The organism is Arenibacterium halophilum, from assembly GCF_005938225.1.
Taxonomy (GTDB): domain Bacteria; phylum Pseudomonadota; class Alphaproteobacteria; order Rhodobacterales; family Rhodobacteraceae; genus Arenibacterium; species Arenibacterium halophilum.
Window position 1 is genome coordinate 706337 of record NZ_VCPC01000002.1, and the last position, 22742, is coordinate 729078.

Here is a 22742-nt window from a genome sequence, read left to right on the forward strand (position 1 = left end):
ACAGGTCGCCGGAGCAATGACGCGTGGCTGATCGTTACCAAAATTTCCAAGAACTCTCCGAGGCATCGTCGGCTGAGGTCGACTTTCGCATCCGGTCCAAGGACCGAGGCTCCTCCGTCGTGATCCTCGCACCGCACGGCGGCACGATCGAACCTGAAACCGCTGAAATCGCGATAGCGATCGCGGGGTCCGATTATTCCTATTACGTCTTCGAAGCACTGAAGGCCGGGGCGCATGGTGATTTCCATATCACCTCTCATCGCTTCGACGAGCCGACCGCGCTTGACCTTGTCAGCAGATCCGAGACCGCGATTGCGATTCACGGGCGGAAAGACGACGGGAGCAACTCTGTCTGGCTTGGTGGGCGGGCGACCGTTTTGCGCGATGCCATAGGTGCCGCGCTGCAGCACGCAGGTTTCGACGCGGAACCAAACAAGAAGCTGCCGGGCGTACATGAGCTCAATATCTGCAACCGAACGCGGTCTGGCGAGGGCGTGCAGCTGGAGCTTTCGCGGTCTTTCCGAAGCAAGCTGAAAATGGAGCCGCCGCTCCTCGGGAGGTTCTGCAAGGCCATCCGCGACGGTATCCAGTCAAGTTAAGAAACCAGACACGAAGCGAGGTGGGGCAGAGCCGTTGATGATGAAGACGCTGCGGCCGCAAAGCGGGGTGACGCGCGCGGCCGCCCTGCTTATTCCGCCTGCGCTGCAAGCATTCCGAGATGCAGATCGGCATGGCCGCCGACCACTATATTGGCGGTCAGCCGCTTGACGAAGAAGCCGACCTGACACTCCGATGTCATGCCGATCGCGCCATGCATCTGCACCGCTTCCTCGGCAATGCGGCGACCCGACCAGCAGGCCTGCACCCAGGCCTTGCGGGCCAGCGTTGGGGCTTCTGACGCCCCGGCATCAGTCGCCATCGCTGCGGCAAGCATCAGTGCACGGGCTTCGTCAAGCGCCACATGCATGTCGGTATAGCGATGCTGCAGCGCCTGAAAGGTGCCGATGGCGCGCCCGAACTGTTGCCGGGTCTCAAGCTGTGTTCGGGTCATCTGGGTGAGCCGGTGCATCGCACCGCAGGAATCCGCGGCCAAGGCGATGTGGAGCGCGGCTTGCAGGCGCGCAGTCAGAGCCGGGTCCGCCTCGATGCGGTCGCCTTCAGCCACGGCCACACCCTTCAGTGAGAGGCGCGCCACGTCCCTTTCGTCTGGCCCGGGATACGGGAGGACATTCAGACCGGGCGCATCCGCCGGCACCGCGAAAAAGCAGGCGTCTCCGGTCGGGCCGACCGCGCTGACAACGATCAGCCCGGCATCGCGGCAGCCAAGGGTAGGGGCCTTGACCCCATCCAATTTCCAGCCTGCATCGGTGCGGGTTGCCGTCGTGGCCTGCGTGCCCAGATCGTGGCGGAAGTCGGCCTCGGCGAAGGCCGCGCCCAGTTTCAGGTCTCCGGCGAGTGCGCGGGACAGCAATTCGGCGTGACGAGGCGACCCGGCCAAGGCGGTGGCGCCCAGAATGGAGTGCCCCAGCATCCCGTCCGACAACCCGGCACGTCCGATTGCCTGCATCAGGATTGCCGCGCCAGACATGCCAAGACCCGCCCCTCCGGCAGCTTCGTCCAGATGACAACCGAGCCAGCCCATTTCGGCCATTTCGATCCAGCGGCTCTCGCCCGAAGTGCAGCCATTGGTGAACTTCTCGGCCATCGTGGCCAGAAGCGCTTCATCTTCGTCAAGTTCGAAATCCATTTCGCTCTCCTCAGAGGTCCAGCAACGCGGTGGCAAGGATGGTTCGCTGGATCTCGTTAGATCCGCCCCAGATGCTCAGCTTGCGCATGTTGAGGTAGTCTGCCAGCGCCGCACCGTGCCGCTGGTCCTTGGGACTATCGCCGAGGCCATTGAGCCAATTCTGATCGAGACACAGCCCGTCGATACCTGCCAGATCGAGTGCAAGCTGTGACAGCGCCTGCGAGATCTCGGTGCCGCGCAGCTTCAGCTTGGCTGCATCATTGCCGATGTCGCGCCCGGCGTTCAGCGCGCTGAGAATGCGCAGCTCCATAAGTTCAAGCGCCGAAAGTTCAACGTCGAGCGTGGCAAGCCGGGTCGCGATGCGCGCGCGTTCGCCAGCGACAGGGTGCGGCTTGGCCCGTGCATCGGCCGCAAGGCGTTTCAGATGCCGGCGCGAGCGCGCCGCGTTCGACATATTCAGCCGCTCATGCGACAGCAGGAACTTGGCATAGGTCCAGCCCTTGTTCTCTTCGCCGATCCGGTTCTCGACCGGAACCCGCACTTCGTCGAGAAAGACTTCGTTCAGTTCCTTGTCGCCGTCCATCATCGGGATTTGCCGAACCGTGACACCCGGCGATGTCATGTCGATCAGCAGAAAGGTGATCCCGGCCTGCTTCTTGACGTCGGGGTCGGTCCGCACGAGGCAGAACATCCAGTCGGCCCATTGCGCATACGTGGTCCAGACTTTCTGACCTGTCACCACATATTCGTCGCCATCGCGCACTGCGCGGGTCTTGAGGCTGGCAAGGTCGGATCCGGCGCCGGGTTCCGAAAACCCCTGGCACCACCAGTCGCGGCTGTCCCGGATACCGGGCAGAAACCGCCGTTTCTGGTTGTCATTGCCGAAGGTGTAGATGACCGGCCCGATCATCCCGATCCCGAACTGCTTGAGCCGGGGGGTTGGCAGGTTGCTGTATTCCTGCTCGAACAGATAGCGCTGCGTCGCGGAAAAGCCGGGTCCTCCCTCGGCTGCAGGCCAGCCGACGGTCAGCCAGTTGCGGGTGGCAAGAATCTTTTCCCAGCGTTGGAAATCCGATTTCGCCAGCCGCTGCCCAAGCTCGGATTTGCGCGCGATATCCTCGGGCAAGTTGGCGGTCAGAAAGGCGCGGACATCGGCGCGAAACGCACGGTCGGCTTCGGAGAATGCATATCTCATGACGGGGTGCCTGCTGTCTTTCCGGGGTTTAGTCGGCTGCGTTGGGTATCGTTCAACCCGGGCAGATCCCGCAGGATCGCTTCGGTATCGGCTCCGCGGGCCGGGGCGCGGGTCAAGACGCCGCGTGGGCTTCCGGCAAAATGCACCGGCTGTTCCGGCGCGCGCAGCGTGTCAAAAACATCATGGGCCAGTGGGCGGAAAACACCCCGTTGTGCGCAGTGCTCGCTTTCGACCGCCTCGGCGACATCCCAGATCGGCGAACTGGGCACCTGCGCAGCCAGCAACGTGGTTACGACCTCATCGACGTTGCGATCTGCGGCCCAGGCTTCCAGCGCGGCAGCGATCTCGGCCCGGTTGGCGGTCCTGCTTTGCACGCTGGAAAAACGCGGATCTGTCGCCCAGTCGGCGCGGCCGATCGCCTCGGCCAAGCGCGCGAAAAGCTGGTTGTTGGCCACGGCGACGATGAAATGGCCGTCGCGGGCCGCATAGGTGCCGAAGGGTTCGGTCAGCGCATGACGGTTGCCGTGACGCATTGGCGCGACGCCCTGGCCCTGATAACGCGAAAGCGCGGTCGGCATCATAGCAATCAGCGAATCCAGCATGGCCACATCCAGATAACGGCCCTCGCCGGTGCGCGCCCGGTGGAACAGGGCGGTGGAAATGCCGAAAGCCGCGAATATTCCAGCGCTGACATCGGCGACGGAATCGCCAACCAGCATGGGCGGGCCATCGGCGGCGCCGGTGATGCTCATCAGCCCGCTCATAGCCTGAGCGATCACGTCATAACTGGGCCGGCGCGACAGCGGGCCTTTCTGGCCGAAGCCGGAGATCGAGCAATAGACCAGATCGGGTTTCAGCGCGCGGAGGTCGTCATAGCCGATGCCCAGCCGCGCTGCCACACCGGGGCGAAAATTCTCGATCACCACGTCGGCGGTGGCCACCAGCTTGCGGGCGGCGTCCAGCGCGTCCGGGTCCTTCAGGTCGAGGCAGACGCTTTTCTTGCCGCGATTGATCAGCGCAAAATTCACGCTTTCACCGTCCCGTATCACGCCCATCATCCGCTGGTCATCGCCCTGTGGCGGCTCAACCTTGATGACGTCGGCCCCAAGGTCGGCCAGCATGGCCGTGCAATAGGGGCCAGCCAGCACACGTGAGAAATCAATGATGCGGATGCCGCCGAGCAAGCGGGGTGCGCGCGTGATGTCTGGTTCCAAGGTCGTCTCCTGTCACAACAAAAACAACTTGTATATATGTGTATAGTCAATAAGGTGAATGCGTCAACATTGATGGCGCCGAGACCCGTGTACCGGCGTCGCGGGCAAACCCCGAAGCACGCAAAGGACGGAAGCTGATGTCCTCAAAGCTGGCCCGACGGCGCAATGGCACAGTGGGCAGGGTGCGCGACAGCCAGACTTCGGGCCACAGGCGTGATGACGAAACGTACCTGTTTCGGTGTTCGCGCTGGTTGGTGCGTGACGTTGCGCTGCACGCTGAGTTGGTTGAAAAAACAAAGGCTACGGGAGTTAGTCCGGGTTTTTGGTTCAGGTAAAAGGAAAGGCAGAAGGTGTCACAGGACTATCCATTCGAAACCAACGCCTGGACCCGTCGGGTCACCACGGGCTCGGCGCAGGCGCAAACCTGGTTCAATCGGGGGCTCGCCTGGACCTATGGCTACAACCACGAAGAAGCGGTGTTTTGCTTCCGTCAGGCGTTGGCCCACGATCCCGGCTGCGCCATGGCGTGGTGGGGCATCGCCTATGCCAGTGGCCCCTTTTACAACCGCCCGTGGATCCGGTTCACTCCGGCGGAGGTGGCGGCGACCCTGCCAACCTGCAACGAGGCGGCGGCGCGGGCCGTGGCCTGTTCTGATGGCGCGACGCCGCAAGAACAGGCGCTGATCCGATCAATCATCCTGCGCTACCCGCAGTCCGAAGCTGCCCCGCAAGCCGAGCTGGCGCACTGGCACGACGCCTATACCGACGCGATGCGCGCCGCCCACGGCCAGTTTGGCGACGATCTGGATATCGCCGCGCTTTTCGTCGAGGCGGCGGTGACGCGAACCCCGCGCAGGCTGTGGGATATCCGCACCGGCGCGCCGCTGCCGGGGGCGGATATCCGGGAATGCTGTGATGTGCTGGAACGGGCGCTTCAGCAGATGGCCCGCCAGGGCGGCACACCCCATCCGGGCGTTCTGCATATGTATCTGCACGCTCTTGAAATGTCGCAGACGCCGGAAGATGCGCTGGTCGCCGCTGACATGATGCGCGATCTGGCGCGGGACGAGGGCCATTTCCACCACATGCCTGCGCATATCTATGTTCAGTGCGGCGACTACGCCCAGTCGGTGGCGGTCAGCAAGCGCGCGATCGCGGTCGATGATCGCTATCTGGCAGAGCGCGGCGCGCGCAACTTCTACACCACTGCGCGCTGCCACGATCTGCATCTTGGCATGTTCTCGGCGATGATGCTGGGCCACTATGGCGAGGCTATCCATGCCGCCGACCGGATCTGTACCACGGCCACCCCCGATCTGATCGGCGGCAGCTTTCCCTTCATGGCGGCGATCCTTGATGGCTACTCGGCGATGCGCACCCATGTACAGGTGCGCTTTGGCAAATGGCGCGAGCTGGCCGCCGAACCCGCACCCGAGACGCCCGAGCTGACTCCGATCCGGGTTGCGATGCATGCCTATGGGCAGGGGGTCGCCAATTCGGCTCTCGGCCGCATCGAAGAGGCTGAAGCGGCAAGGCGGCGGCTTGATACCGCCATGTCGAATATTCCGTCTGATGCCATCTTCCTCAGCAATCCCATCGTCGAGATGCTGGCCGTGGGCGAGGCAATGCTGGAAGGCGAGCTGGAATACCGCAAGCGCAACTACGATCAGGCCTTCCGTGCCCTGCGTCTGGCGGCCGAGCGCGACGACAATCTGGCCTACACCGAGCCATGGGCCTGGATGCATCCGCCGCGTCACGCGCTGGGCGCGCTGCTGGCCGAGCAGGGGCGTTTGACCGAGGCTGAAGATGTCTATCGCGCTGATCTGGGGCTGAACGATCAGGTTGCCCGGTGCACTCAGCATCCCGATAATGTCTGGGCGCTGAGTGGCCTGCTGGAATGTGTGACGGCGCGGGGCGACTCTGACGCGGTGGCGATGATCGCGCAAAAGCTGAAGATTGCGCAGGCGCGGACCGATATTCCCGTCACCTCTGCCTGCTGTTGCCGTGGCGGTCCGTGACGACAGGTCTTTATCCCATCAGTCAGGCCGGTGCAGGCTGACCCCTTCGGGTATTTTGCCCCGGCGATCTGATATAAAACGGATGCAGGGGCACTGACCCAACAGAACCCGCCAAGGGCGTTTCAGCAGGCTTACGCGCGCAGCAACTTTCGCGACGTTGTGCATCTCAATCGAACTCGCGCTCTTGGCCTCTTTGCGTTCAATCGCTTCCTGCCGATGCTCCGCAACCTTTGGGCCCGGTCACACGCGCCTGGAAATCGGTCAGAATGGCACGTCTGTGACGTTGCCTGGCCCTTTGAAGCGGCCGGTAAACCGGAAGGCGCCGCCGGGGTGAATGAGTTGGACGTACGTGATGATATCGTCGCGCAGCCAGGTACGGCGCACCAGCCGCAGGCAGGGTGTGATCTCGTCAATTTCCAGCAGCCGACCGAACTCGGGTCCGGCCGCCACCGCGTCGAGCTTGTGTTCGACTTCGGTGAATTGAACGGTCCGCTGCAAATAATCCGACGCGGTTGTTTCGCTGTAATCCTGATCAAGGAACTCGGGCGCGAACTTTGGCACCACGAGCCGCGCCTCGATCTGGATCGGTTTGCCGTCGCTGAGGTGCAGAACCTGAAGCTTCAGGATCTCGGTTCCAACCGGCACTTCCAGCCGCCCGGCTTCCTGCTTGGTCGCCGGCCCGCGCTCTGACTTGAGCGGGATGCTCGAATGTTCGTGCCCCTGATCGGCGATTTCCTTGGCGATGCTCCGCACCTCGAACAGCGGCGCCAGTGGCTTGAATTCGGCGACAAAGGTGCCAAGGCCCTGAACCCGGTTCAGCCGACCTTCGACCGTCAGTTCCGACACCGCCCGGTTCACCGTCATCCGCGAGGCCGAGAACTGTTTTGCCAGCTCGGCCTCCGACGGGATTCGGTCGCCCGGCGCCAGTTCACCGCTCGACACACCGTCGATGATGAAATCCTTGATCTGACGGCTCAGCGGAACCTGGGATAGTTTTGCCGGTCGCTTCATCTTGTGCCTCGTATCAGCCATGCGCCTCATTCTTAAGCTCTTTTTTCGACCAATGCAGCCTCGTATCGAGACCCGGCGGAATTTGTTTGCAATAATTGTATATACCAGCATAGACTTGTCAATCATGTCAGGCCGTTTGCCGGTCGAAGGCATGGGGCAAAGCGGTCGACGGGGGCGCTTTGCGGATATGGAACAGGGAGTCTGAGCATGTTGGACAACTTCAAGAAAATCTCGATGGTCGTGGGGCTCGCGGCAATGACTGCGGCCTCTCCGGTGCTGGCGCAGGACACCGTGAGATTGCGGTTTGCAAGCGCCTTTTCACCGATGAGCGCGAACAATCGCGTCAGCGTTCCGGCCTTCATCAAGGCGGTCGAGGACGCGTCGGAAGGCACGCTGAAAATCGAGCATTACCCGGGCGGTTCGCTGGGCAAGAGCCCGGTGCAGCAATTGTCGATGGTTGAAAACGGCATCACCGACATCGCCGAAGTGGTGACCGCCTATACCCCGGGCCGTTTCCCGGAACTGTCGGTTTTTGAATTGCCGTTCCTGGCAGACACGAACGTAGAAGCCGGTCTGGCTGCCTACCAGATGTACGACAAGGGCCTGGTGTCCGACTTTGACGATCTGATGCTCGTCGGGATCATCATGACAGGGCCCTATGCGCTCGACGCGACTGCACCGCTGGCGAATATCGACGACCTCGCAGGCAAGCGCCTGCGTGTCGCCGGGCCGATCCAGACCGAAATGGCCAGCCTGCTGGGCGCCACGCCGGTGGGCAATGTCCCGGCTCCGCAGATTGCCGAGAATATCTCGCGCGGGCTGCTCGAAGGGTCGATGATGGCGCCCGGTAACCTGTACAATTTCCGGATTGCGGACGCCGCCAAGCATCACGTCTGGGATCTCAAGCTTGGCTCGGTTGCGGTGATCTTCCCGATGCGGCGCGACACCTACGAAAAGCTTCCGCCCAAGGCCAAGGCCGCGTTTGATACCTACTCGGGCGAGTGGTTCACCCGCGTTCTTGGCGAGGGGCTGGACAAGCAGCAGGACGAGGCCAAGGCCAAGATAGAGGCCGACAGCGAACACACCGTCTATAGCTGGACCGACGCGCAGATCGAAGAAGCCCGTGCGCTGCTGCAACCTGTCGTCGATGAATGGAACAAGCCCAACGATAACGGTGTGAACCTCTACGAAGAGGCGAACGCGGCTCTGGAAGAGGTTCGCGCCGGAAACTGAAGTTCGGAGCGACATGAACAGGGGCAGGGCGGCACAATGCGTCGCCCTGCCAATCTCATCACATGGAGACGTCGGAATGTCGGCAAGTTCACTGATCCTGAGATTGCTGAAACAAAGCGAGGGCGTGGCCGCTGTCGGGTTGCTGGGATTGCTGGCACTGTCCGTCGCAACTTTTGCCGATGTGATCATGCGCGGCGTGTTCAACGAACCGATCTACGGCCTGAGCGATCTCGTCGAAATCGTAACGCCGCCTATCGTTGCATCATGTTTCCCCGTGGCCCTCGCGGCACGGCAGAATATCACCATACGGTTTCTGGGGCGCGCCTTGCCGCCGCGCGGCGGTCAGGCCATCGAACTCTTCGGGCAGATCATCGTGCTGCTTGTGCTGATCGGCATCACCTGGCGCGTCGGCGACTATGCCTATGACATCTTCCGCAATGATCAGGTGACCTGGCTGCTACATCTGCCGGCCTGGCCCACCTGGTTCCTGACGACCTTGCTGCTGGCGCTCTGTGTGCCGATGCAGTGCCTGATTCTGGCAGAGAATGTCCAGAATTTGCGGCTGGGCAATCCGTTGATGTCGGACCATCCCGAATTCGACGGCGACGTCGAAACCACGAAAAACGTGCAGTAGGACGAAATACATGGATCCGCTACTTATTGGATTGCTCGGCTTTGCCGGAATGCTCGTTCTGATCGCGCTCCACGTGCCGATCGGGATCGCCATGGCGGCGGCGGGTGTGATCGGCTTTGCGGCCCTGACCGGCAACGTGAATGCCGCCATCGCCATGTTCGGCACCGAGACCGCGGGTGCGATTTCCAGCCCCGAGTTGGTGATTATCCCGATGTTTCTTCTGATGGGGTCTTTTGCCGGGACTTCGGGTTTGGCCGGGGATCTTTACCGCCTTGCCAATGCGCTGATCGGTCACCGCAGGGGCGGCCTTGCAATGGCGACCATTGCCGGTTGCGGGGGCTTTGGCGCGGCCTGCGGTTCATCCATCGCGACCACGGCCACCATGGCCCGGATCGCCTTGCCGGAAATGGAAAGCCGCAAGTATGCACAGAGCCTTGGCGCCGGAAGCATCGCCGCTGGTGGCACGCTGGGGTCGCTGATCCCGCCGTCGTCGATCATGCTGATCTACGCTTTCCTGACCGAGCAATTCGTCGTTGATATGTTCATCGCCGGGATTCTGCCGGGCATTCTGACCATCGCGATCTACGTGTTGGCGATCTATGTCATTGTGCGCCGCGATCCCTCGCTGGGTCCGGCGGGGCCTCGGGTGTCCTGGGGCCAGGCTGGCCGTGTGGCGCTGTCGACCTGGGGCATCATCCTTGTCATCTCGATCATGACGGTAGGACTCTATGGCGGCATCTTCACCGTGACTGAAGCTGCGGCAGCCGGGGTTCTGGTGACGATGCTGTTCGCCTACGCCCGGGGCAAGCTCAACTGGGCCAACCTGCGCAGTGCGGTGGCCGAGACGGCCCATAGCGTTGGGATGCTTTATACCATCCTGATCGGTGCGCATATCTTCTCGAACTTCGTCACCCTGACCCAACTGCCCTCTGCCATGGTCGGGTGGATCGTTTCGCTTGATCTTGCGCCGTTGATGGTGATCCTGGTTCTGGCGGTAATGTATATCGCGCTGGGCGCGATCTTTGACGCCATTGCCGCGATGGTGATCACTCTGCCCTTTGTCTTTCCCCTGGTGACCGAAGGCCTTGGCTACGATCCCATCTGGTGGGGCATCGTGATGATCGTGGTGATCGAGATCGGGATGATCACACCGCCCATTGGCATCAATGTCTTCGTGATGCATGGCGTCCGGCGCGACATTCCGCTGAGTACGATTTTCAAGGGGATTGTGCCGTTTTTCGGAGCGGATATCGTGCGCTTGCTGCTGATCATCCTGTTCCCCGCGATTTCGATATGGTTGCCGCAATCGATGTGACGATCGCCGGCCCGGTCAGTTCAAACAATCCCGGCCGGAGGCGTGGCGGGTCTAGCGGGCTTGAACGGGCCTGTCCGCCTCTGCCGGGGTGCGCCCGGATCGCCCTTCGAGCAGATGGGCCTGAATTTTTTCGGCGGTCTCCTGGAGCGCTTGGAGGAGTTCTTCCTTGCGACCGGGTTCCTTCAGGCGCACGGGCGCAAGCGAGATATTCGCCGCTGCGATCACGCGGCCGCCTGCGGCCCGTATCGGGACCGCAAGGCCAGCGATGCCCTCTTCCAGTTCGCGATACACCATCGACCAGCCTTGGGCCTTGTCACTCACAATCGCCGCCTTCAGGCGGTCCGGTTCCGTGATTGTCCAAGGGGTAAACGCGTCGAGCCGGACCGTCTCGAGGTAGTGTTTGAGTTCTCTATCAGAGAGTTCTGCAAGTTGGATCCGGCCCATGGAATTTGCATGGGCGGGGACCCGGCTGCCCACGTTCAGCGAATTCTTCAGAATGCGCTGGGTCTGCACCCGAAGCACGTAGACGATATCGTGCCCATCCAGCACCGAAATGGATGAACTTTCGCCAACCCTGGAGGCCAGCGCCTGAATATCTGCCTCGGCAAAGCGCCAGATTTCAGATGACGACAGGTAGGCAAAACCAAGATCAAGGATTTTTGGTGTCAGGGAAAAGTATTTCCCATCGGTGGCTGCATAGCCAAGCGTGACCAGCGTATGAAGCAGCCGCCTTGCCGTGGATCGCGTGACACCTGTTCGCTCTGCAACGTCCGACAGGGTCAGTACACGCGAACCTTCGTCGAAGGTCGTGATTACCTTCAGTCCGCGGGCAAAGGTTTGGGCGTAGGTGTTCGATGGTTCGTTCTCGGACATCGGCCCTCCTGTTCTCTATTCAAACAAATGCAGCGCTTCGCGCTTTCGGACGGATTTCCCGAGTTGACGCACGGCTGAACCGTGTCTCAGGTTTTACATCAGTTGTTTGAATAATGCGCAAGATGTTTGAATAGAAAACATTTTGGGCAAGTAGGAGGCGAGCGCATGAATGTAATGGGCGAAAATTTTGAAACGGATTTCTGGAAGGAAGTGAACGACCGCGCGACATGGGATATGATCGTTCCGGGCGAGCTGCGCGAAACCCGGCCAGTCACGCTGACAAAGCAAATCATCCAGGATTTTGCCCGCAAGGTTGGCGAAGACAATCCGCTGTACTTCGACGAAGACTATGCCAAGTCGACGCCCTATGGCGGCATCGTTGCGCCCCCGTCGATCCACATCCTGCTGATGTTCGCATGCACAACGTCGAAAGACTGGATGCGCTCGCCGGGCACGATCAACGCAGGCCAGAACTGGTACTACAACGCGCCGATCCGGCCCGACGACACGATCACCATGCGTGGCACGGCGCTGGACAAGTTTATCAAGAAGGATCGGCTTTTCGCGGTTCACGAGAACCTCTTTACCAACCAGCACGGGCAGGTGGTCTGCACGGGCCGCGGCCAGACCATTCGGCCCGTATGAGGAGACACGATTATGAACGCGCAGGAAAACTATGAGAAAATCCAGACTGGCGATGTTGTCGAGGGGCGGCCCTTTACGGTGACAACGGACACGATCCAGGATTTCGGCGATGCGTCGCTGGACTATAACCCGCTGCATTTTGATCCGAACTGGATGGAAAAGAACGACTTTGGCGGAACCTCGTTCAATGGGGTCATCATGCACGGGATGCAGAATTTCGCGCTGATCACCCGCACCCTGACAGATTGGTTGGTGCCGCGCGGTGGCTATCACCGGCGGCTGGAAACGCGCTGGATCAAGCCAGTGAAACTGGGTGACACCATCACCCCCGAAGCCAAGGTGATCCGCAAGAACCCGACCGACGGTGGGCTTTGGGTGCAATTCGACATCATCGTCAAGAACCAGCAGGGCGAACCCGTAGCGACAGGGCAGGCTCTGGCTGAATTCCGCGACACGATCCCGGCCTGAGGAGCAGGCAGGCCATCGCCTGCCTGATCGGGATTTTGTTTGAAACCAAAGGGAGGAACGACAATGTTCAAGTCAATAACACGGCGCGGAGCGCTGGCTATGGCCATCGCGATGCTGCCGGCCATGGGAATGGCGCAGGACGTACCGAAATTCTTTAAGATCGTGTCAACGTCCCCCGGCGGCCTGTGGCACACCTTCGGCACGCAGTTGGCAGACAAGCTGGGCAAGGCGTTTCCAGAGATGGCGGTCAGCCACGTGCCCGGCGGGTCGAACGTAAACCACAAGCTGGTCAGCTCTGGCGATGCCCAGATGGGGTTCAGTTTCTCCCCGACGTCGATTGAGGCGTGGAACGGGGAAGGCGGGTTTGACCAGCAGTGGCAGGACGCGCGCGTTGTCGGCACGTTCTATCCTGCCTATCTGCATGCCGTGGCGCGCAAAGGCGCGGGCATCGAAAAGATGGAAGATCTTCAGGGGAAAGTCATTAGCCCTGGCAAGCGCGAGTGGTCCACCGCGGCCATCGCAATGCAGATTCTTAACGACTTCGGCATCACCGAGGAAAGCCTTTCGGAAAACGGCGGGCAGATGCAGTACCTTGGGTTTGGCGATGTGACCAACATGATGGCCGACCGTCGGCTGGACGCCTTCATGTATTATTCCTCGGTGCCCAGCCCGCTGTTGCTGAAGCTGAATGAGCAGCCGGGAATCACCATCGTGCCCTATACGCAGGAAGAGGTTGACCGGATCCTGCCGACCCTGACTCCCAAGGGCGCCTATGTTGAAATGACCTATCCGGCCGATCCGTACAAAGACAGCGCAGGCAATTTTCCGGTGCCGACGATGTGGTCGATCTTTCTTGTGAACAAGGATGTGCCGGACGCCGTTGTGTATGAGCTGACAAAGATCCTCTACGAAGATACGGACCTTAAAAAGTTCATGGGGGCCGATCCGTCCCTGGCGCTCGACTATGCAACAACCGGTCTTAAGGGCGGCGCAATTCCGTTTCATCCGGGCGCGCAGAAGTACCTCGAGGAGAAGGGCGCATACTGAATACGCCCTTTGACGAACCAGCTTTCCTGAAGGACTGCAGACGTGTCGGATAGACGTAGGTTTGAAACCGCGACGGATGCCTATGTGTCAGGGCAGGCGCTGCCTGTCCCGTCATGGCTGGTTGCCATCATCATCGCGGTCTCGCTTGGGACCGCGATGTATCATTTGCTTGGCGGATTGTTCGGAACCGCCGAAGCCTTCCGGCATCGCACAGCCCATATCACGCTGTTTCTTGTGCTTGGCTTCCTGTTCTTTCCGCTTGGGCGATCTGATTGGCAGGAAAAACTGCGCTGGACGACCGTGATCGACTTTGCGCTGATCTCAGCCGCAGTCGGCGTGTTCATCTACCGAATGCAGGACGTTGACGCCTTGGCGTCGCGGTCGAGTTTTCCAAACCAGGGCGATGTCATCAGCGGGGCTATTCTGGTGCTGCTGGTGCTCGAGGCGGTGCGGCGGACCGTGGGCCTTTCCCTTGTCGTTCTGCCGGCGATGTTCATGTTCCACGCCCTCTATTCCGATCACTTCCCGTCCATTTTTCTGGCCGCGCCAACGCGGTTTTCATCGCTGATCGGGTATCTGACTGTCGATCTTGACGGGATGCTGGGCGTTCCGATTGCTGTATCTTCTTCGTTTATCGTAATTTTCATGATGTACGGCGCGGTTCTGGTGCGCTCTGGCGCGGGTACGTTTTTTACCGATCTTGCCTTTGCCGCGACCGGGTGGATGTCGGGTGGGGCAGCCAAGGCCGCCGCCCTGGCGTCCGGTCTTTACGGAACGCTGTCGGGCAGCACGACGGCGAATGTCGTGACGACCGGGTCCTTTACCATTCCGCTCATGAAAAGTTCGGGATTCAATCCGCGCTTTGCAGCGTCAGTCGAGGCGATGGCATCGAATGGTGGCCAGATAGTGCCGCCGGTCATGGGCGCGGCCGCGTTCATCATTCCAATGTATATTCCCGGCGCCAGCTATCGTGACGTCGTGCTGGCAGCCGCCATTCCAGCAGTTCTGTATTATATCTCGATCCTCGCCATGATCCATTTCCAGGCCAAGCGCGCCGGGCTGACCGGCGTTGCGCGGAAAGATTTGCCAAGCGCGTGGATCACCTTGCGGAAAGGCTGGCCGATCCTGATCGCGTTCGGCGCGATTATCGGGTTTCTCTTGTCGGGGTTCACCCCGATGATTGCGGGTGCGACTGCGCTTGTGCTGACGGTTGTTGTCACGATGTTCCGGGCGGAAACGCGCCTGACGCCACAGGATCTTTGCGCCGCGCTCGAGGTAGGCATTCGCGCAACGATCCCGATTGTCATGGCCTGTGCCGCAGCTGGGATCATCATCGGGTCGATGGATTTGTCAGGACTTGCCGGGCGCGTGTCCGGGGCGGTGACCCTACTGGCAGATGGCAAACTGGCGCTGGCGCTTGTCATCACCGCGATCGTCTGCGTCATCCTTGGCATGGGGATGACGACAACCATCGTCTACATCACCCTTGCTGCCTTGGTTGCGCCGTCGATCACCGAAATGGGGGCGCCGGTGATGGCCGCCAACCTGTTCATCTTTTACTTCGGGTGCCTGTCCGGTGTCACTCCGCCGGTGGCTTTGACCACCTATGCTGCTGCCGGGATTGCCGGATCCAACCCGTGGTCAACCGGTATCGAGGCCGTGAAAGTCGGGATCGCCTCGTTCCTGATCCCATTCATGTTCATCTACACCCCGAGCCTGCTTCTGGACGGTGCGTGGTACAGGATCGCGATCGACAGTGTCACGGCGGCGATCGGGATCATTTGCCTCGCTGCCGCCGTGCAAGGGTATTTCCGGCGCCTGCTTGGGCCTTGGGAACGCAAGGCGCTTGGGGCCACGGCGCTTTTGTTCATCGTGCCGACCTGGGAAACCATGCTGGCGGCCGGCGCGGTTCTGATCCTGCTGTGGTTCAGCGGGCGCAGCGATCAGGAGGAGAGGGCCGGTGCATAGACTGATATTCCAATGGGCCGCCTTCGCGCTCGTGCTGGCCGTGGCGGTCGTGCCTGCGTGGCTGGGCCTCCATTTCCGGCACTTCTTGCCCTACATGGGCGCGATGGTATCGTTTGCGATCCTGGCCGTGATCTGGCTGCGCCTGTTTCGTCGCGACAGGGATGTAGCCGATGAATGACCACCACGCGGCCTTCGCTGGGCTCAAGGTTCTCGATTTTACCGCTGGTGTTGCGGGGCCACATGCCACCCAGATCATGGCGCTTCACGGCGCCGAGGTCATAAAGGTCGAGCCGCTGAAGGGCGAGTGGGGGCGGACCCTGGGCCGCGCCTATGGAAGCCATACGGCGCATTCGATTGCCTTCAATCGCGGCAAGAAAAGTCTCGCCGTCGATTTGAAGAACCCCGAGATTCTGGCTGCTGTGAAATCCCTTGCCCGGTCGGCAGACATCATCGCCGAGAGTTTCAGGCCCGGCGTGATGGCACGCTTCGGATTGTCGTACGACCAACTGACGCGGGACAATACTGGCCTTATATATCTGTCCATCTCCGGCTTCGGTCAAACTGGCCCTTATGTGGAGCGTCCGGTCACTGACGCGGTGATTCAGGCCTTCTCGGGCTGGATGACAATGAATGCCGACAGCCGGGGGGTGCCGCAGCGCTCGCGGATGGTGGCGATGGATGTGATGACCGGCCTTTATGGCTGCAACGCCGTGGCCATGGCCATGATTGCCAAACTGCGCTTTGGTCACGGGAAATGGATCGACTGTAGCCTCATGCAGTCTGCCGCGGCCTTTCAGACCCCCAAGATGATTGAATACCATCTTCAAAACGGCGACACCGGCAACCTTTATGCCCCCGTCGGTGCCTTTCCGACCCGCGATGGGCAGATCAATATTACGACCATGCGGGATGATCATTTTGCGGCGCTCTGCCGGGTACTGGAGCGAGAGCAACTGGCGGACGAGCCAAGGTTCAAGACGGCGACCGATCGGCTTGAACACGAAACGGAACTGAACGCGATCCTGTTCGAAGCGTTCGCGGAACGAGATTCCGAAGACTGGGCCGCTCGGTTGACCAAGGCGGACCTGATGAACTCGGTTGTGTACAGCTATTCGGACTACTTCCAGGATAAGCATGTGACTCAGGTTGGTTCGTACGATTGGCTCGATCACCCCCGTGTCGGACCCGTACCTGTCCCGGGTGTTCCCGGCGCGCCTGAGTCCTTCGCTGCAAGCCCGGAGATCGGACAGCACAGCGTGGATGTGTTGCATGGTGCCGGGCTTCACGTGACCGAAATCGAGCGGTTGTCAGAAGCCGGAGCCGTGACAATAGGTTGAACCTAGGGGCCCATCGCCGTTTCGCGGCATTTGGTCTTTTCCAGAATTAATCCGGCTTGTCGTCAGACTGCCTGTGTAACGACCGTCTTTGCGCCGCGAAGCGGGGGCTGAGTCATGAACGTGGCGTCAATATCGGCGGCCACATCTTTCGATATGCGGGCGCAGCTCGGCCGGCTTGTTCAGCCTGTCATGCACACCGGTGCCATCAGATATCGTGGCGGCAGGACCACGTCAGTTTGGCGGCTTCGCGTGCCGCGATGATGTGATCCGGCACCTCGCGGACCGGCATATTATAAAAAATTCAAAGGCTTATTTTGCGCGGCTTTGCCCGTGATCTTCTGGGCTGCTCCACTCCGTCCGAGGTTCGCGGCCTGCGTATCTTGGGCGTCATCAAGAGGCGTTCCAGCAGGGCGTGCAGAGGCTACGATTGTTTTTCCAAGTTATCGCTTGACATAATAGCCTCAATGTTTTTCAAAGATATCGCTTGTTTTAATAATCCGACTGGCCACACAGCCAATGCACCGTGACCGCCGGACCCATGAAAAGGAGACCGTAATATGGCTTTTGAACTGCCCGCACTGTCCTACTCCCACTCGGCCCTGGCCGAGCGCGGCATGAGCCAGGAAACGCTGGAACTGCACCATGATAAGCACCACCAGGCCTATGTGACGGCGCTCAACGGCTTCGTCGAGGGCAACGCGGCCCTGCAGGGCAAGTCGCTGGAAGAGATCATCGCACTGTCTTACGGCGATGATGCGCTGGCAGGCGTGTTCAACCAGGCGGGCCAGCACTGGAACCACATCCATTTCTGGAACGCGCTGTCGCCCAACGGTGGCGGCATCCCCGGCGGGCTCGAGGCCAAGCTGGTCGAGAGCTTCGGCTCGGTCGATGACTTCAAGACCGCCTTCAAGACCGCCGCGACCACGCAGTTCGGCTCGGGCTGGGCATGGCTGATCCAGAAGGCTGACGGGTCTCTGGGCGTGACCAAAACGCCCAATGGGGTCAACCCGCTGGCCACCGGCGAAGGCACCGCGCTGCTTGGGCTCGACGTGTGGGAACACAGCTACTACGTCGATTTCCGCAACCGCCGCCCGGACTACGTGACGAACTTCCTCGACAAGCTGGCGAATTACGAATTCGCCGAAGCCAACCTGGCCTGATCGCCAGCGGCCTGCCTCCCCGGGAGGAGGGGGCAGGCACCGCGCAAAAGGATCACCCTGATGACATCTCTTCCCTGGCGCGCCATCCTTGCCTGGCTGCTCGCTGCGTTCTTCCTGCTTGGTGGCACGCTCAACATCTTCCCCTCGGCCACAATCCTCGCCGATTATGAACGCTGGGGCTATCCGGATGGCTTCAACCGGGTCACCGGGCTGCTTGAATGGACCGCCGCGCTGCTGATCCTGCTGCGTCGTACCCGCTTCTACGGCAGCCTGCTTGGCGCGACGGTCATGGCTGCTGCTGCGCTGACGGTGATGCTGCACGGCGAATTCGGCCACGCAGGCCTGCCGCTGATCGTGCTGTCCGTGTCCCTGCTGACGGCGGCGCTGTGGCGCCCCGAGCGGGGCTCGAAAGGCTTCCGCCCCGGCGGTTGACGCCACTTTAAGTTTCCCAAGACCTGCGCCGCCCGCGAAACCAACGCACCGGCCTTCCGGAAGGGAAGGGCCGGACGGTGGCCCCTTTCTCAGGAGTTCCGAAATGCCCCCGATCTCTCGGCCCGCTCGCCGTGCCGCTTTCTCATTGTTTGTACTTGGCGCAGCCGTGCTCAACCCTGCCATGTCCTGCGCCCAGGGTTATCCTCCGCCGTCCGTCGGTGTCGTCATCGTCGAGCCGCAGCGCGTCGAGGTCGCGTCGGAGCTGCCCGGCCGCATCAGCCCCACCCGCGTTGCCGAGGTGCGCCCTCGCATCGGCGGCATCGTCGAGCGGCGCGTTTTCACGCAAGGCAGCACGGTTCAGGCCGGTGACGTGCTGTATGAACTTGATCGTTTGCCCTACGAGGTCGCCGTCGATGCCGCCCGTGCCAGTGTTGCGCGGGCCGAGGCGGGGCGCGCCGATGCCCGCCAGACAGAGACGCGCCTGACCTCGCTGCGGGCGCGCAACGTCGCCAGCCAGGCCGACCTCGATTCCGCTGAAACTGCCGTGTTGCAGGCCAATGCAGCACTGGCCGAGGCGCAGGCGCAGTTGCGTGCCGCCGAGATCAACCTTGGCTACACAGAGGTGCGCGCCCCCATCGCCGGACGCACCGGCCGGGCGCTGACCACCGAAGGCGCACTGGTGAGCGCGCAGGGCGAGGTGATGACCACGATCCAGGCGCTCGATACCGTCTATGCCGACATGCAGCAGCCGGTGTCGGAACTGCTGCGTCTGCGCCGCGCCTTGGACGCGGGCGAAATCACCGAGCTGGCCCCCGGCGCTGCTGCGGTGCAGCTCTATCTTGATGACGGATCCCTGTACCCGCATCCCGGCAAGCTGCTGTTCTCCGAGGTGTCGGTTGAACGCTCCAGCGGGCAGGTGACCCTGCGCGCCGAGGTGCCGAACCCGGAAGGCACGCTGCTGCCCGGAATGTACGTGCGCGTCTGGGTCGATCAGGCAGTGCGCGAGGAGGCGCTTATCGTTCCGGCTCAGGCGCTGCGGCGCGATGCGTCGGGTCAGGCCCAACTGATGCTGGTCGAAGATGGTGTGGTCGCCGCACGTTCCGTGACCGAGGGGCGCAGCACCGGCACCGCGCTCACCATCCAGGAGGGGCTCGCCCCGGGCGACATGGTGATTGTCGACGGCTTTCAGAAGATCGGGCCCGGAGCGCCGGTCACCCCGGTCTGCTGGACCGATCCCGCCGCCGAGGGCGCGCCTTCCGACATCTGCGCGCGCGCCGTCGACGCGCTTACTCCCGCGAACTGAGGCCCGACCATGGCACGTTTCTTCATCGACAACCCGGTGCTGGCCTGGGTCATCGCGATCTTCATCACCCTGGCGGGCGCGCTGTCGCTGCCCTCGCTTCCGGTGGCCCAGTACCCCAATGTTGCCCCGCCGCAGGTCACCATCTCGACCCGCTTCGCCGGGGCCTCGCCCGAGGATCTGTATCAGCAGGTCACCCGCCCCATCGAGGAAGAGCTGAACGGCATTCCCGGCCTTCTCTATTTCGAATCCACCTCCGAGGCGACGGGCGCTGTGACGATCACCGTCACATTCGCGTCTGGCAGCAGTATTTCACAGGCCGTGGTAGAAACGCAGAACCGCCTGCGGCGGGTCGAATCCTCGCTGCCGCCCCAGGTTCAGCAGCAGGGTGTTCTGGTCGAAGAGGCCGGCAGCAGCTACCTGATGTTCGTCTCTCTCGCCGCAGCGCCCGAGGCAGGCTATGATTCCGTGGGACTGGCGGACTATGCCACCCGCTTCGTGCTGAACGAGATCCGACGGGTCGAGGGCGTCGGCAAGGCGCAGCTGTTCTCGGCCGAGCGGGCGATGCGGGTCTGGATCGACCCGGCAAAGCTCGTGGGGCTTGACCTGTCGGTCACCGACATCACCGCCGCCATCGCAGAACAGAACGCGCAGGTCTCGGCCGGCTCCGTCGGCGTGGACCCGGCGACCGAGGGCCAGCAGACCCAGGCGACGCTTCTGGTCACCGGCCAGCTGCGCACGCCCGAGGAATTTGGCCAGATCGTCCTGCGGGCAGGCGAGGACGGCTCTATCGTGCGCTTGTCTGACGTGGCGCGCATCGAAATGGATGCCGAGTTCTATTCCTTCAAGTCCTATCTCAACGGCGAGGAAGCCGCGCAGATCGGCATCCAGTTGTCGCCCTCGGGAAATGCGCTCGACACCGCCGAAGCCGTGCGGACGCTGCTGGACGAGCTGTCGGCGGGCTTCCCCGAAGGCGTGGTGGCGTCGATCCCCTATGACACCACCCCATTCGTGTCGGCCTCGATCGAGAAGGTGGTGCACACGCTGATCGAAGCGGTCGCGCTGGTCTTCGTGGTGATGCTGATCTTCCTTCAGAACCTGCGCTACACCATCATCCCGATGCTGGTGGTTCCGATCGCGCTGGCGGGCACGCTGGCGGTGATGCTGGCGGCGGGGTTTTCGATCAACGTGCTGACCATGTTCGCAATGATCCTCGCCATCGGCATCCTTGTGGACGACGCAATCGTTGTCGTGGAAAACGTCGAGCGCATCATGTCCGAAGAGGGGCTCTCGCCCCGCGAGGCGTCGAAAAAGGCAATGGGCCAGATCTCCGGGGCCATTATCGGCATCACGCTGGCGCTGATGGCGGTGTTCATCCCGCTGGCGTTCTTCCCCGGCTCGGTGGGCATCATCTATCAGCAGTTCTCTCTGACGATGGTGGTGTCGATCTTCTTTTCGGCCTTCCTTGCGTTGTCGCTGACGCCTGCGCTCTGCGCGACCTTCCTGAAACCCATTCCAAAGGGCCACGGCCATGCCCGGAAAGGCCCGGCGGGCTGGTTCAACCGCAACTTCGACCGCGCGTCGAAAGGCTACGCCGGGGGCGTGCGGGGGCTGGTGCGCCGTTCGGGGCGGATGATGTTGATCTATGCCGCGCTGGTGGCGGGGCTGGGCTATGTCTACGTGCAGATCCCCGCCGCCTTCCTGCCGCAAGAGGATCAGGGCTATCTTATCGCATCGTTGCAATCGCCGCCCGAGGCGACGTCGTTTCGGATGCGCGAAGTGACCAAGCAGGCCGAGGCGTTTGCGCTGGGCACAAAGGGCGTGGCCGACGTGGTAACGGTTCAGGGCTTTTCCTTCTCGGGGCAGGGGCCGAACTCCGCCGTCAGTTTCCTGACACTGGAGGATTGGGCCAAACGTGAAAGCCCTGAACTGGGCGCGGCAGCGCTTGCAGGGCAACTGTCGGGGATGCTGTTCTCGATCCGCGACAGCTTTGCCTTCGCCATCTCGCCGCCGCCCATCCAGGGGCTCGGCACCGGCTCGGGCTTCAGCTTCCGTCTTCAGGACCGCGCGAACCTGGGTAACGCCGCGCTGCAACAGGCCGCGGGCCAGATCATGGGCGCGGGCGCAGAAAGCCCGATCCTTGGCCAGATGTATATCGAGGGGCTGCAACCGGGACCGCAGCTGCGCCTCGACGTGGACCGCGAAAAAGCCAATGCCTTCGGCGTCACCTTCGGCGAGATCAACCGCACCATCTCGGTCGCGCTGGGGTCGGGCTACGTTAATGATTTCCCCAACGACGGCAAGATGCAGAGCGTCATCGTGCAGGCCGAGGCCGAGGCGCGCAGCAGTATCGAAGAGGTGCTGAAGCTCAATGTCCGCAACGTGCAGGGCGGGATGGTGCCGCTGTCGTCCTTCGCGCGGGCTGAATGGGGCTTCGGCCCGTCGCAGATCGTCGGGTACAACGGTTACCCGTCGATCCGCATCAATGGCGAGGCAGCGCCGGGCTATTCCTCGGGCGAGGCGTTGGCCGAGATGCAGCGCATCGCAGGCGATCTGCCGCCGGGCTTTGGCTACGAATGGACCGGGCAATCCTTGCAGGAGATCGAGAGCGGCAGCCAGGCACCGATCCTGATCGGGCTGTCGGTGCTGTTCGTCTTCCTCTGCCTCGCGGGGCTGTATGGCAGCTGGTCAATCCCGCTGGCGGTGATGCTGATCGTGCCGATGGGCGCCATCGGGGCGGTGGCGGCAGTGACGCTGGCGGGCCTGTCGAACGACGTGTTCTTTACCGTGGGCCTTATCACCATCGTCGGGCTGTCGGCCAAGAACGCCATCCTGATCGTCGAGGTCGCCAAGGACCTGATCACCGAAGGCAAGGGCCTCATCGACGCCACGGTCGAGGCCTGCCGCCTGCGCTTCCGTCCGATCCTGATGACCTCGCTCGCCTTCACCATGGGGGTGATCCCGATGGCCATCGCCACGGGCCCCTCGGCGGCCAGCCAGAACGCCATCGGCATCAACGTGGTGGGTGGCATGATCTCGGCCACGGTGCTGGGGGTGATCTTCGCGCCAGTGTTCTTCGTTTTCGTAATGAAGCTCACCGGCACCCACAAGCGCCTTGGCAGCCCGGAGCGGGGCTGACCGCCTT

20 protein-coding genes are annotated in these 22742 nt (G+C 61.9%); 15 read left to right on the forward strand and 5 right to left on the reverse strand.

All coding sequences use genetic code 11. The features are described 5' to 3' along the window. Positions 1 to 23 precede the first annotated feature (23 nt). The gene (locus tag FGK64_RS10145; protein WP_138863683.1) at positions 24 to 599 is read left to right on the forward strand and encodes a poly-gamma-glutamate hydrolase family protein; all 576 of its coding nucleotides are present in this window, start codon (positions 24 to 26) and stop codon (positions 597 to 599) included. Positions 600 to 688: 89 nt separating this feature from the next. On the opposite strand, the gene FGK64_RS10150 is transcribed toward FGK64_RS10145, so the two are convergent. Genes FGK64_RS10150 through FGK64_RS10160 form a run of 3 tightly spaced genes read right to left on the reverse strand, consistent with a single transcriptional unit; the run spans position 689 to position 4156 of the window. Beyond that, complete coding sequence (locus tag FGK64_RS10150; protein ID WP_138863684.1) at positions 689 to 1747, reverse strand: acyl-CoA dehydrogenase family protein; 1059 nt, start codon at positions 1745 to 1747, stop codon at positions 689 to 691. 10 nt (positions 1748 to 1757) lie between these two features. Continuing rightward, entirely contained in the window at positions 1758 to 2942 is a 1185-nt protein-coding gene (locus FGK64_RS10155; RefSeq protein WP_138863685.1) for an acyl-CoA dehydrogenase family protein, read from the reverse strand. Then, positions 2939 to 4156, reverse strand: coding sequence for a CaiB/BaiF CoA transferase family protein (locus tag FGK64_RS10160; RefSeq protein ID WP_210236558.1), 1218 nt, complete (start codon positions 4154 to 4156; stop codon positions 2939 to 2941). The genes FGK64_RS10155 and FGK64_RS10160 overlap by 4 nt, the downstream gene beginning before the upstream one ends. A gap of 350 nt (positions 4157 to 4506) precedes the next feature. On the opposite strand from FGK64_RS10160, the gene FGK64_RS10165 reads away from it, so the two are divergent. After that, a complete protein-coding gene (locus FGK64_RS10165) occupies positions 4507 to 6174 on the forward strand; it encodes a tetratricopeptide repeat protein (protein ID WP_138863686.1) in 1668 nt (555 codons plus the stop codon). Between the two features lie 261 nt (positions 6175 to 6435). On the opposite strand, the gene FGK64_RS10170 is transcribed toward FGK64_RS10165, so the two are convergent. Continuing rightward, positions 6436 to 7206: a histidine utilization transcriptional repressor HutC gene (locus tag FGK64_RS10170; RefSeq protein ID WP_171054027.1), complete on the reverse strand. Its 771-nt coding sequence runs from the start codon at positions 7204 to 7206 to the stop codon at positions 6436 to 6438. A gap of 186 nt (positions 7207 to 7392) precedes the next feature. Between FGK64_RS10170 and FGK64_RS10175 the strand changes: the two genes are divergently transcribed. The 3 genes from FGK64_RS10175 (at position 7393) to FGK64_RS10185 (ending at position 10367) form a co-directional block, all read left to right on the forward strand. Further along, positions 7393 to 8418, forward strand: coding sequence for a TRAP transporter substrate-binding protein (locus FGK64_RS10175; protein ID WP_138863688.1), 1026 nt, complete (start codon positions 7393 to 7395; stop codon positions 8416 to 8418). Positions 8419 to 8494: 76 nt separating this feature from the next. Beyond that, on the forward strand, positions 8495 to 9052 hold the full coding sequence (locus tag FGK64_RS10180; protein ID WP_171054028.1) for a TRAP transporter small permease: 558 nt from the start codon (positions 8495 to 8497) through the stop codon (positions 9050 to 9052). Between the two features lie 10 nt (positions 9053 to 9062). Next, positions 9063 to 10367, forward strand: a complete 1305-nt coding sequence (locus tag FGK64_RS10185; protein WP_138863690.1) for a TRAP transporter large permease — start codon at positions 9063 to 9065, stop codon at positions 10365 to 10367. A 51-nt stretch (positions 10368 to 10418) separates the two neighbouring features. Here the strand turns inward: FGK64_RS10185 and FGK64_RS10190 are convergent, their stop codons facing one another. Next, positions 10419 to 11240 (reverse strand): IclR family transcriptional regulator domain-containing protein, encoded by an 822-nt coding sequence (locus FGK64_RS10190; RefSeq protein ID WP_138863691.1) that lies wholly within the window; start codon positions 11238 to 11240, stop codon positions 10419 to 10421. 165 nt (positions 11241 to 11405) lie between these two features. Here FGK64_RS10190 and FGK64_RS10195 point away from each other — a divergent pair, with 165 nt between their 5' ends. From FGK64_RS10195 to FGK64_RS10240, 10 genes are all read left to right on the forward strand, one after another. Next, positions 11406 to 11885: a MaoC family dehydratase gene (locus FGK64_RS10195; RefSeq protein WP_138863692.1), complete on the forward strand. Its 480-nt coding sequence runs from the start codon at positions 11406 to 11408 to the stop codon at positions 11883 to 11885. Positions 11886 to 11897: 12 nt separating this feature from the next. Beyond that, complete coding sequence (locus FGK64_RS10200; RefSeq protein WP_138863693.1) at positions 11898 to 12353, forward strand: MaoC family dehydratase; 456 nt, start codon at positions 11898 to 11900, stop codon at positions 12351 to 12353. Positions 12354 to 12416: 63 nt separating this feature from the next. Continuing rightward, positions 12417 to 13400 (forward strand): TAXI family TRAP transporter solute-binding subunit, encoded by a 984-nt coding sequence (locus tag FGK64_RS10205; protein WP_138863694.1) that lies wholly within the window; start codon positions 12417 to 12419, stop codon positions 13398 to 13400. 42 nt (positions 13401 to 13442) lie between these two features. Continuing rightward, entirely contained in the window at positions 13443 to 15368 is a 1926-nt protein-coding gene (locus tag FGK64_RS10210; RefSeq protein ID WP_138863695.1) for a TRAP transporter permease, read from the forward strand. Continuing rightward, positions 15361 to 15546: a hypothetical protein gene (locus tag FGK64_RS10215; RefSeq protein ID WP_138863696.1), complete on the forward strand. Its 186-nt coding sequence runs from the start codon at positions 15361 to 15363 to the stop codon at positions 15544 to 15546. Before FGK64_RS10210 ends, FGK64_RS10215 begins: the two co-directional genes overlap by 8 nt. Further along, entirely contained in the window at positions 15539 to 16705 is a 1167-nt protein-coding gene (locus FGK64_RS10220) for a CaiB/BaiF CoA transferase family protein (RefSeq protein WP_138863697.1), read from the forward strand. Before FGK64_RS10215 ends, FGK64_RS10220 begins: the two co-directional genes overlap by 8 nt. 557 nt (positions 16706 to 17262) lie before the next feature. Next, on the forward strand, positions 17263 to 17865 hold the full coding sequence (locus FGK64_RS10225; protein WP_138863698.1) for a superoxide dismutase: 603 nt from the start codon (positions 17263 to 17265) through the stop codon (positions 17863 to 17865). 60 nt (positions 17866 to 17925) lie between these two features. Further along, positions 17926 to 18297: a DoxX family protein gene (locus tag FGK64_RS10230; RefSeq protein ID WP_138863699.1), complete on the forward strand. Its 372-nt coding sequence runs from the start codon at positions 17926 to 17928 to the stop codon at positions 18295 to 18297. 103 nt (positions 18298 to 18400) lie between these two features. Then, positions 18401 to 19600 (forward strand): efflux RND transporter periplasmic adaptor subunit, encoded by a 1200-nt coding sequence (locus FGK64_RS10235; RefSeq protein ID WP_138863700.1) that lies wholly within the window; start codon positions 18401 to 18403, stop codon positions 19598 to 19600. Positions 19601 to 19609: 9 nt separating this feature from the next. Then, complete coding sequence (locus FGK64_RS10240) at positions 19610 to 22735, forward strand: efflux RND transporter permease subunit (RefSeq protein WP_138863701.1); 3126 nt, start codon at positions 19610 to 19612, stop codon at positions 22733 to 22735. Positions 22736 to 22742 lie beyond the last annotated feature (7 nt).

Excerpts from the sequence above, each read along its gene's own strand:
- FGK64_RS10150 (WP_138863684.1), bottom strand. The coding sequence starts at position 1,747 with ATGGATTTCGAACTTGACGAAGATGAAGCGCTTCTGGCCACGATGGCC.
- FGK64_RS10155 (WP_138863685.1), bottom strand. The coding sequence starts at position 2,942 with ATGAGATATGCATTCTCCGAAGCCGACCGTGCGTTTCGCGCCGATGTC.
- FGK64_RS10170 (WP_171054027.1), bottom strand. The coding sequence starts at position 7,206 with ATGGCTGATACGAGGCACAAGATGAAGCGACCGGCAAAACTATCCCAG.
- FGK64_RS10175 (WP_138863688.1), top strand. The coding sequence starts at position 7,393 with ATGTTGGACAACTTCAAGAAAATCTCGATGGTCGTGGGGCTCGCGGCA.
- FGK64_RS10180 (WP_171054028.1), top strand. The coding sequence starts at position 8,495 with ATGTCGGCAAGTTCACTGATCCTGAGATTGCTGAAACAAAGCGAGGGC.
- FGK64_RS10185 (WP_138863690.1), top strand. The coding sequence starts at position 9,063 with ATGGATCCGCTACTTATTGGATTGCTCGGCTTTGCCGGAATGCTCGTT.
- FGK64_RS10190 (WP_138863691.1), bottom strand. The coding sequence starts at position 11,240 with ATGTCCGAGAACGAACCATCGAACACCTACGCCCAAACCTTTGCCCGC.
- FGK64_RS10195 (WP_138863692.1), top strand. The coding sequence starts at position 11,406 with ATGAATGTAATGGGCGAAAATTTTGAAACGGATTTCTGGAAGGAAGTG.
- FGK64_RS10200 (WP_138863693.1), top strand. The coding sequence starts at position 11,898 with ATGAACGCGCAGGAAAACTATGAGAAAATCCAGACTGGCGATGTTGTC.
- FGK64_RS10205 (WP_138863694.1), top strand. The coding sequence starts at position 12,417 with ATGTTCAAGTCAATAACACGGCGCGGAGCGCTGGCTATGGCCATCGCG.
- FGK64_RS10220 (WP_138863697.1), top strand. The coding sequence starts at position 15,539 with ATGAATGACCACCACGCGGCCTTCGCTGGGCTCAAGGTTCTCGATTTT.
- FGK64_RS10225 (WP_138863698.1), top strand. The coding sequence starts at position 17,263 with ATGGCTTTTGAACTGCCCGCACTGTCCTACTCCCACTCGGCCCTGGCC.
- FGK64_RS10230 (WP_138863699.1), top strand. The coding sequence starts at position 17,926 with ATGACATCTCTTCCCTGGCGCGCCATCCTTGCCTGGCTGCTCGCTGCG.
- FGK64_RS10235 (WP_138863700.1), top strand. The coding sequence starts at position 18,401 with ATGCCCCCGATCTCTCGGCCCGCTCGCCGTGCCGCTTTCTCATTGTTT.
- FGK64_RS10240 (WP_138863701.1), top strand. The coding sequence starts at position 19,610 with ATGGCACGTTTCTTCATCGACAACCCGGTGCTGGCCTGGGTCATCGCG.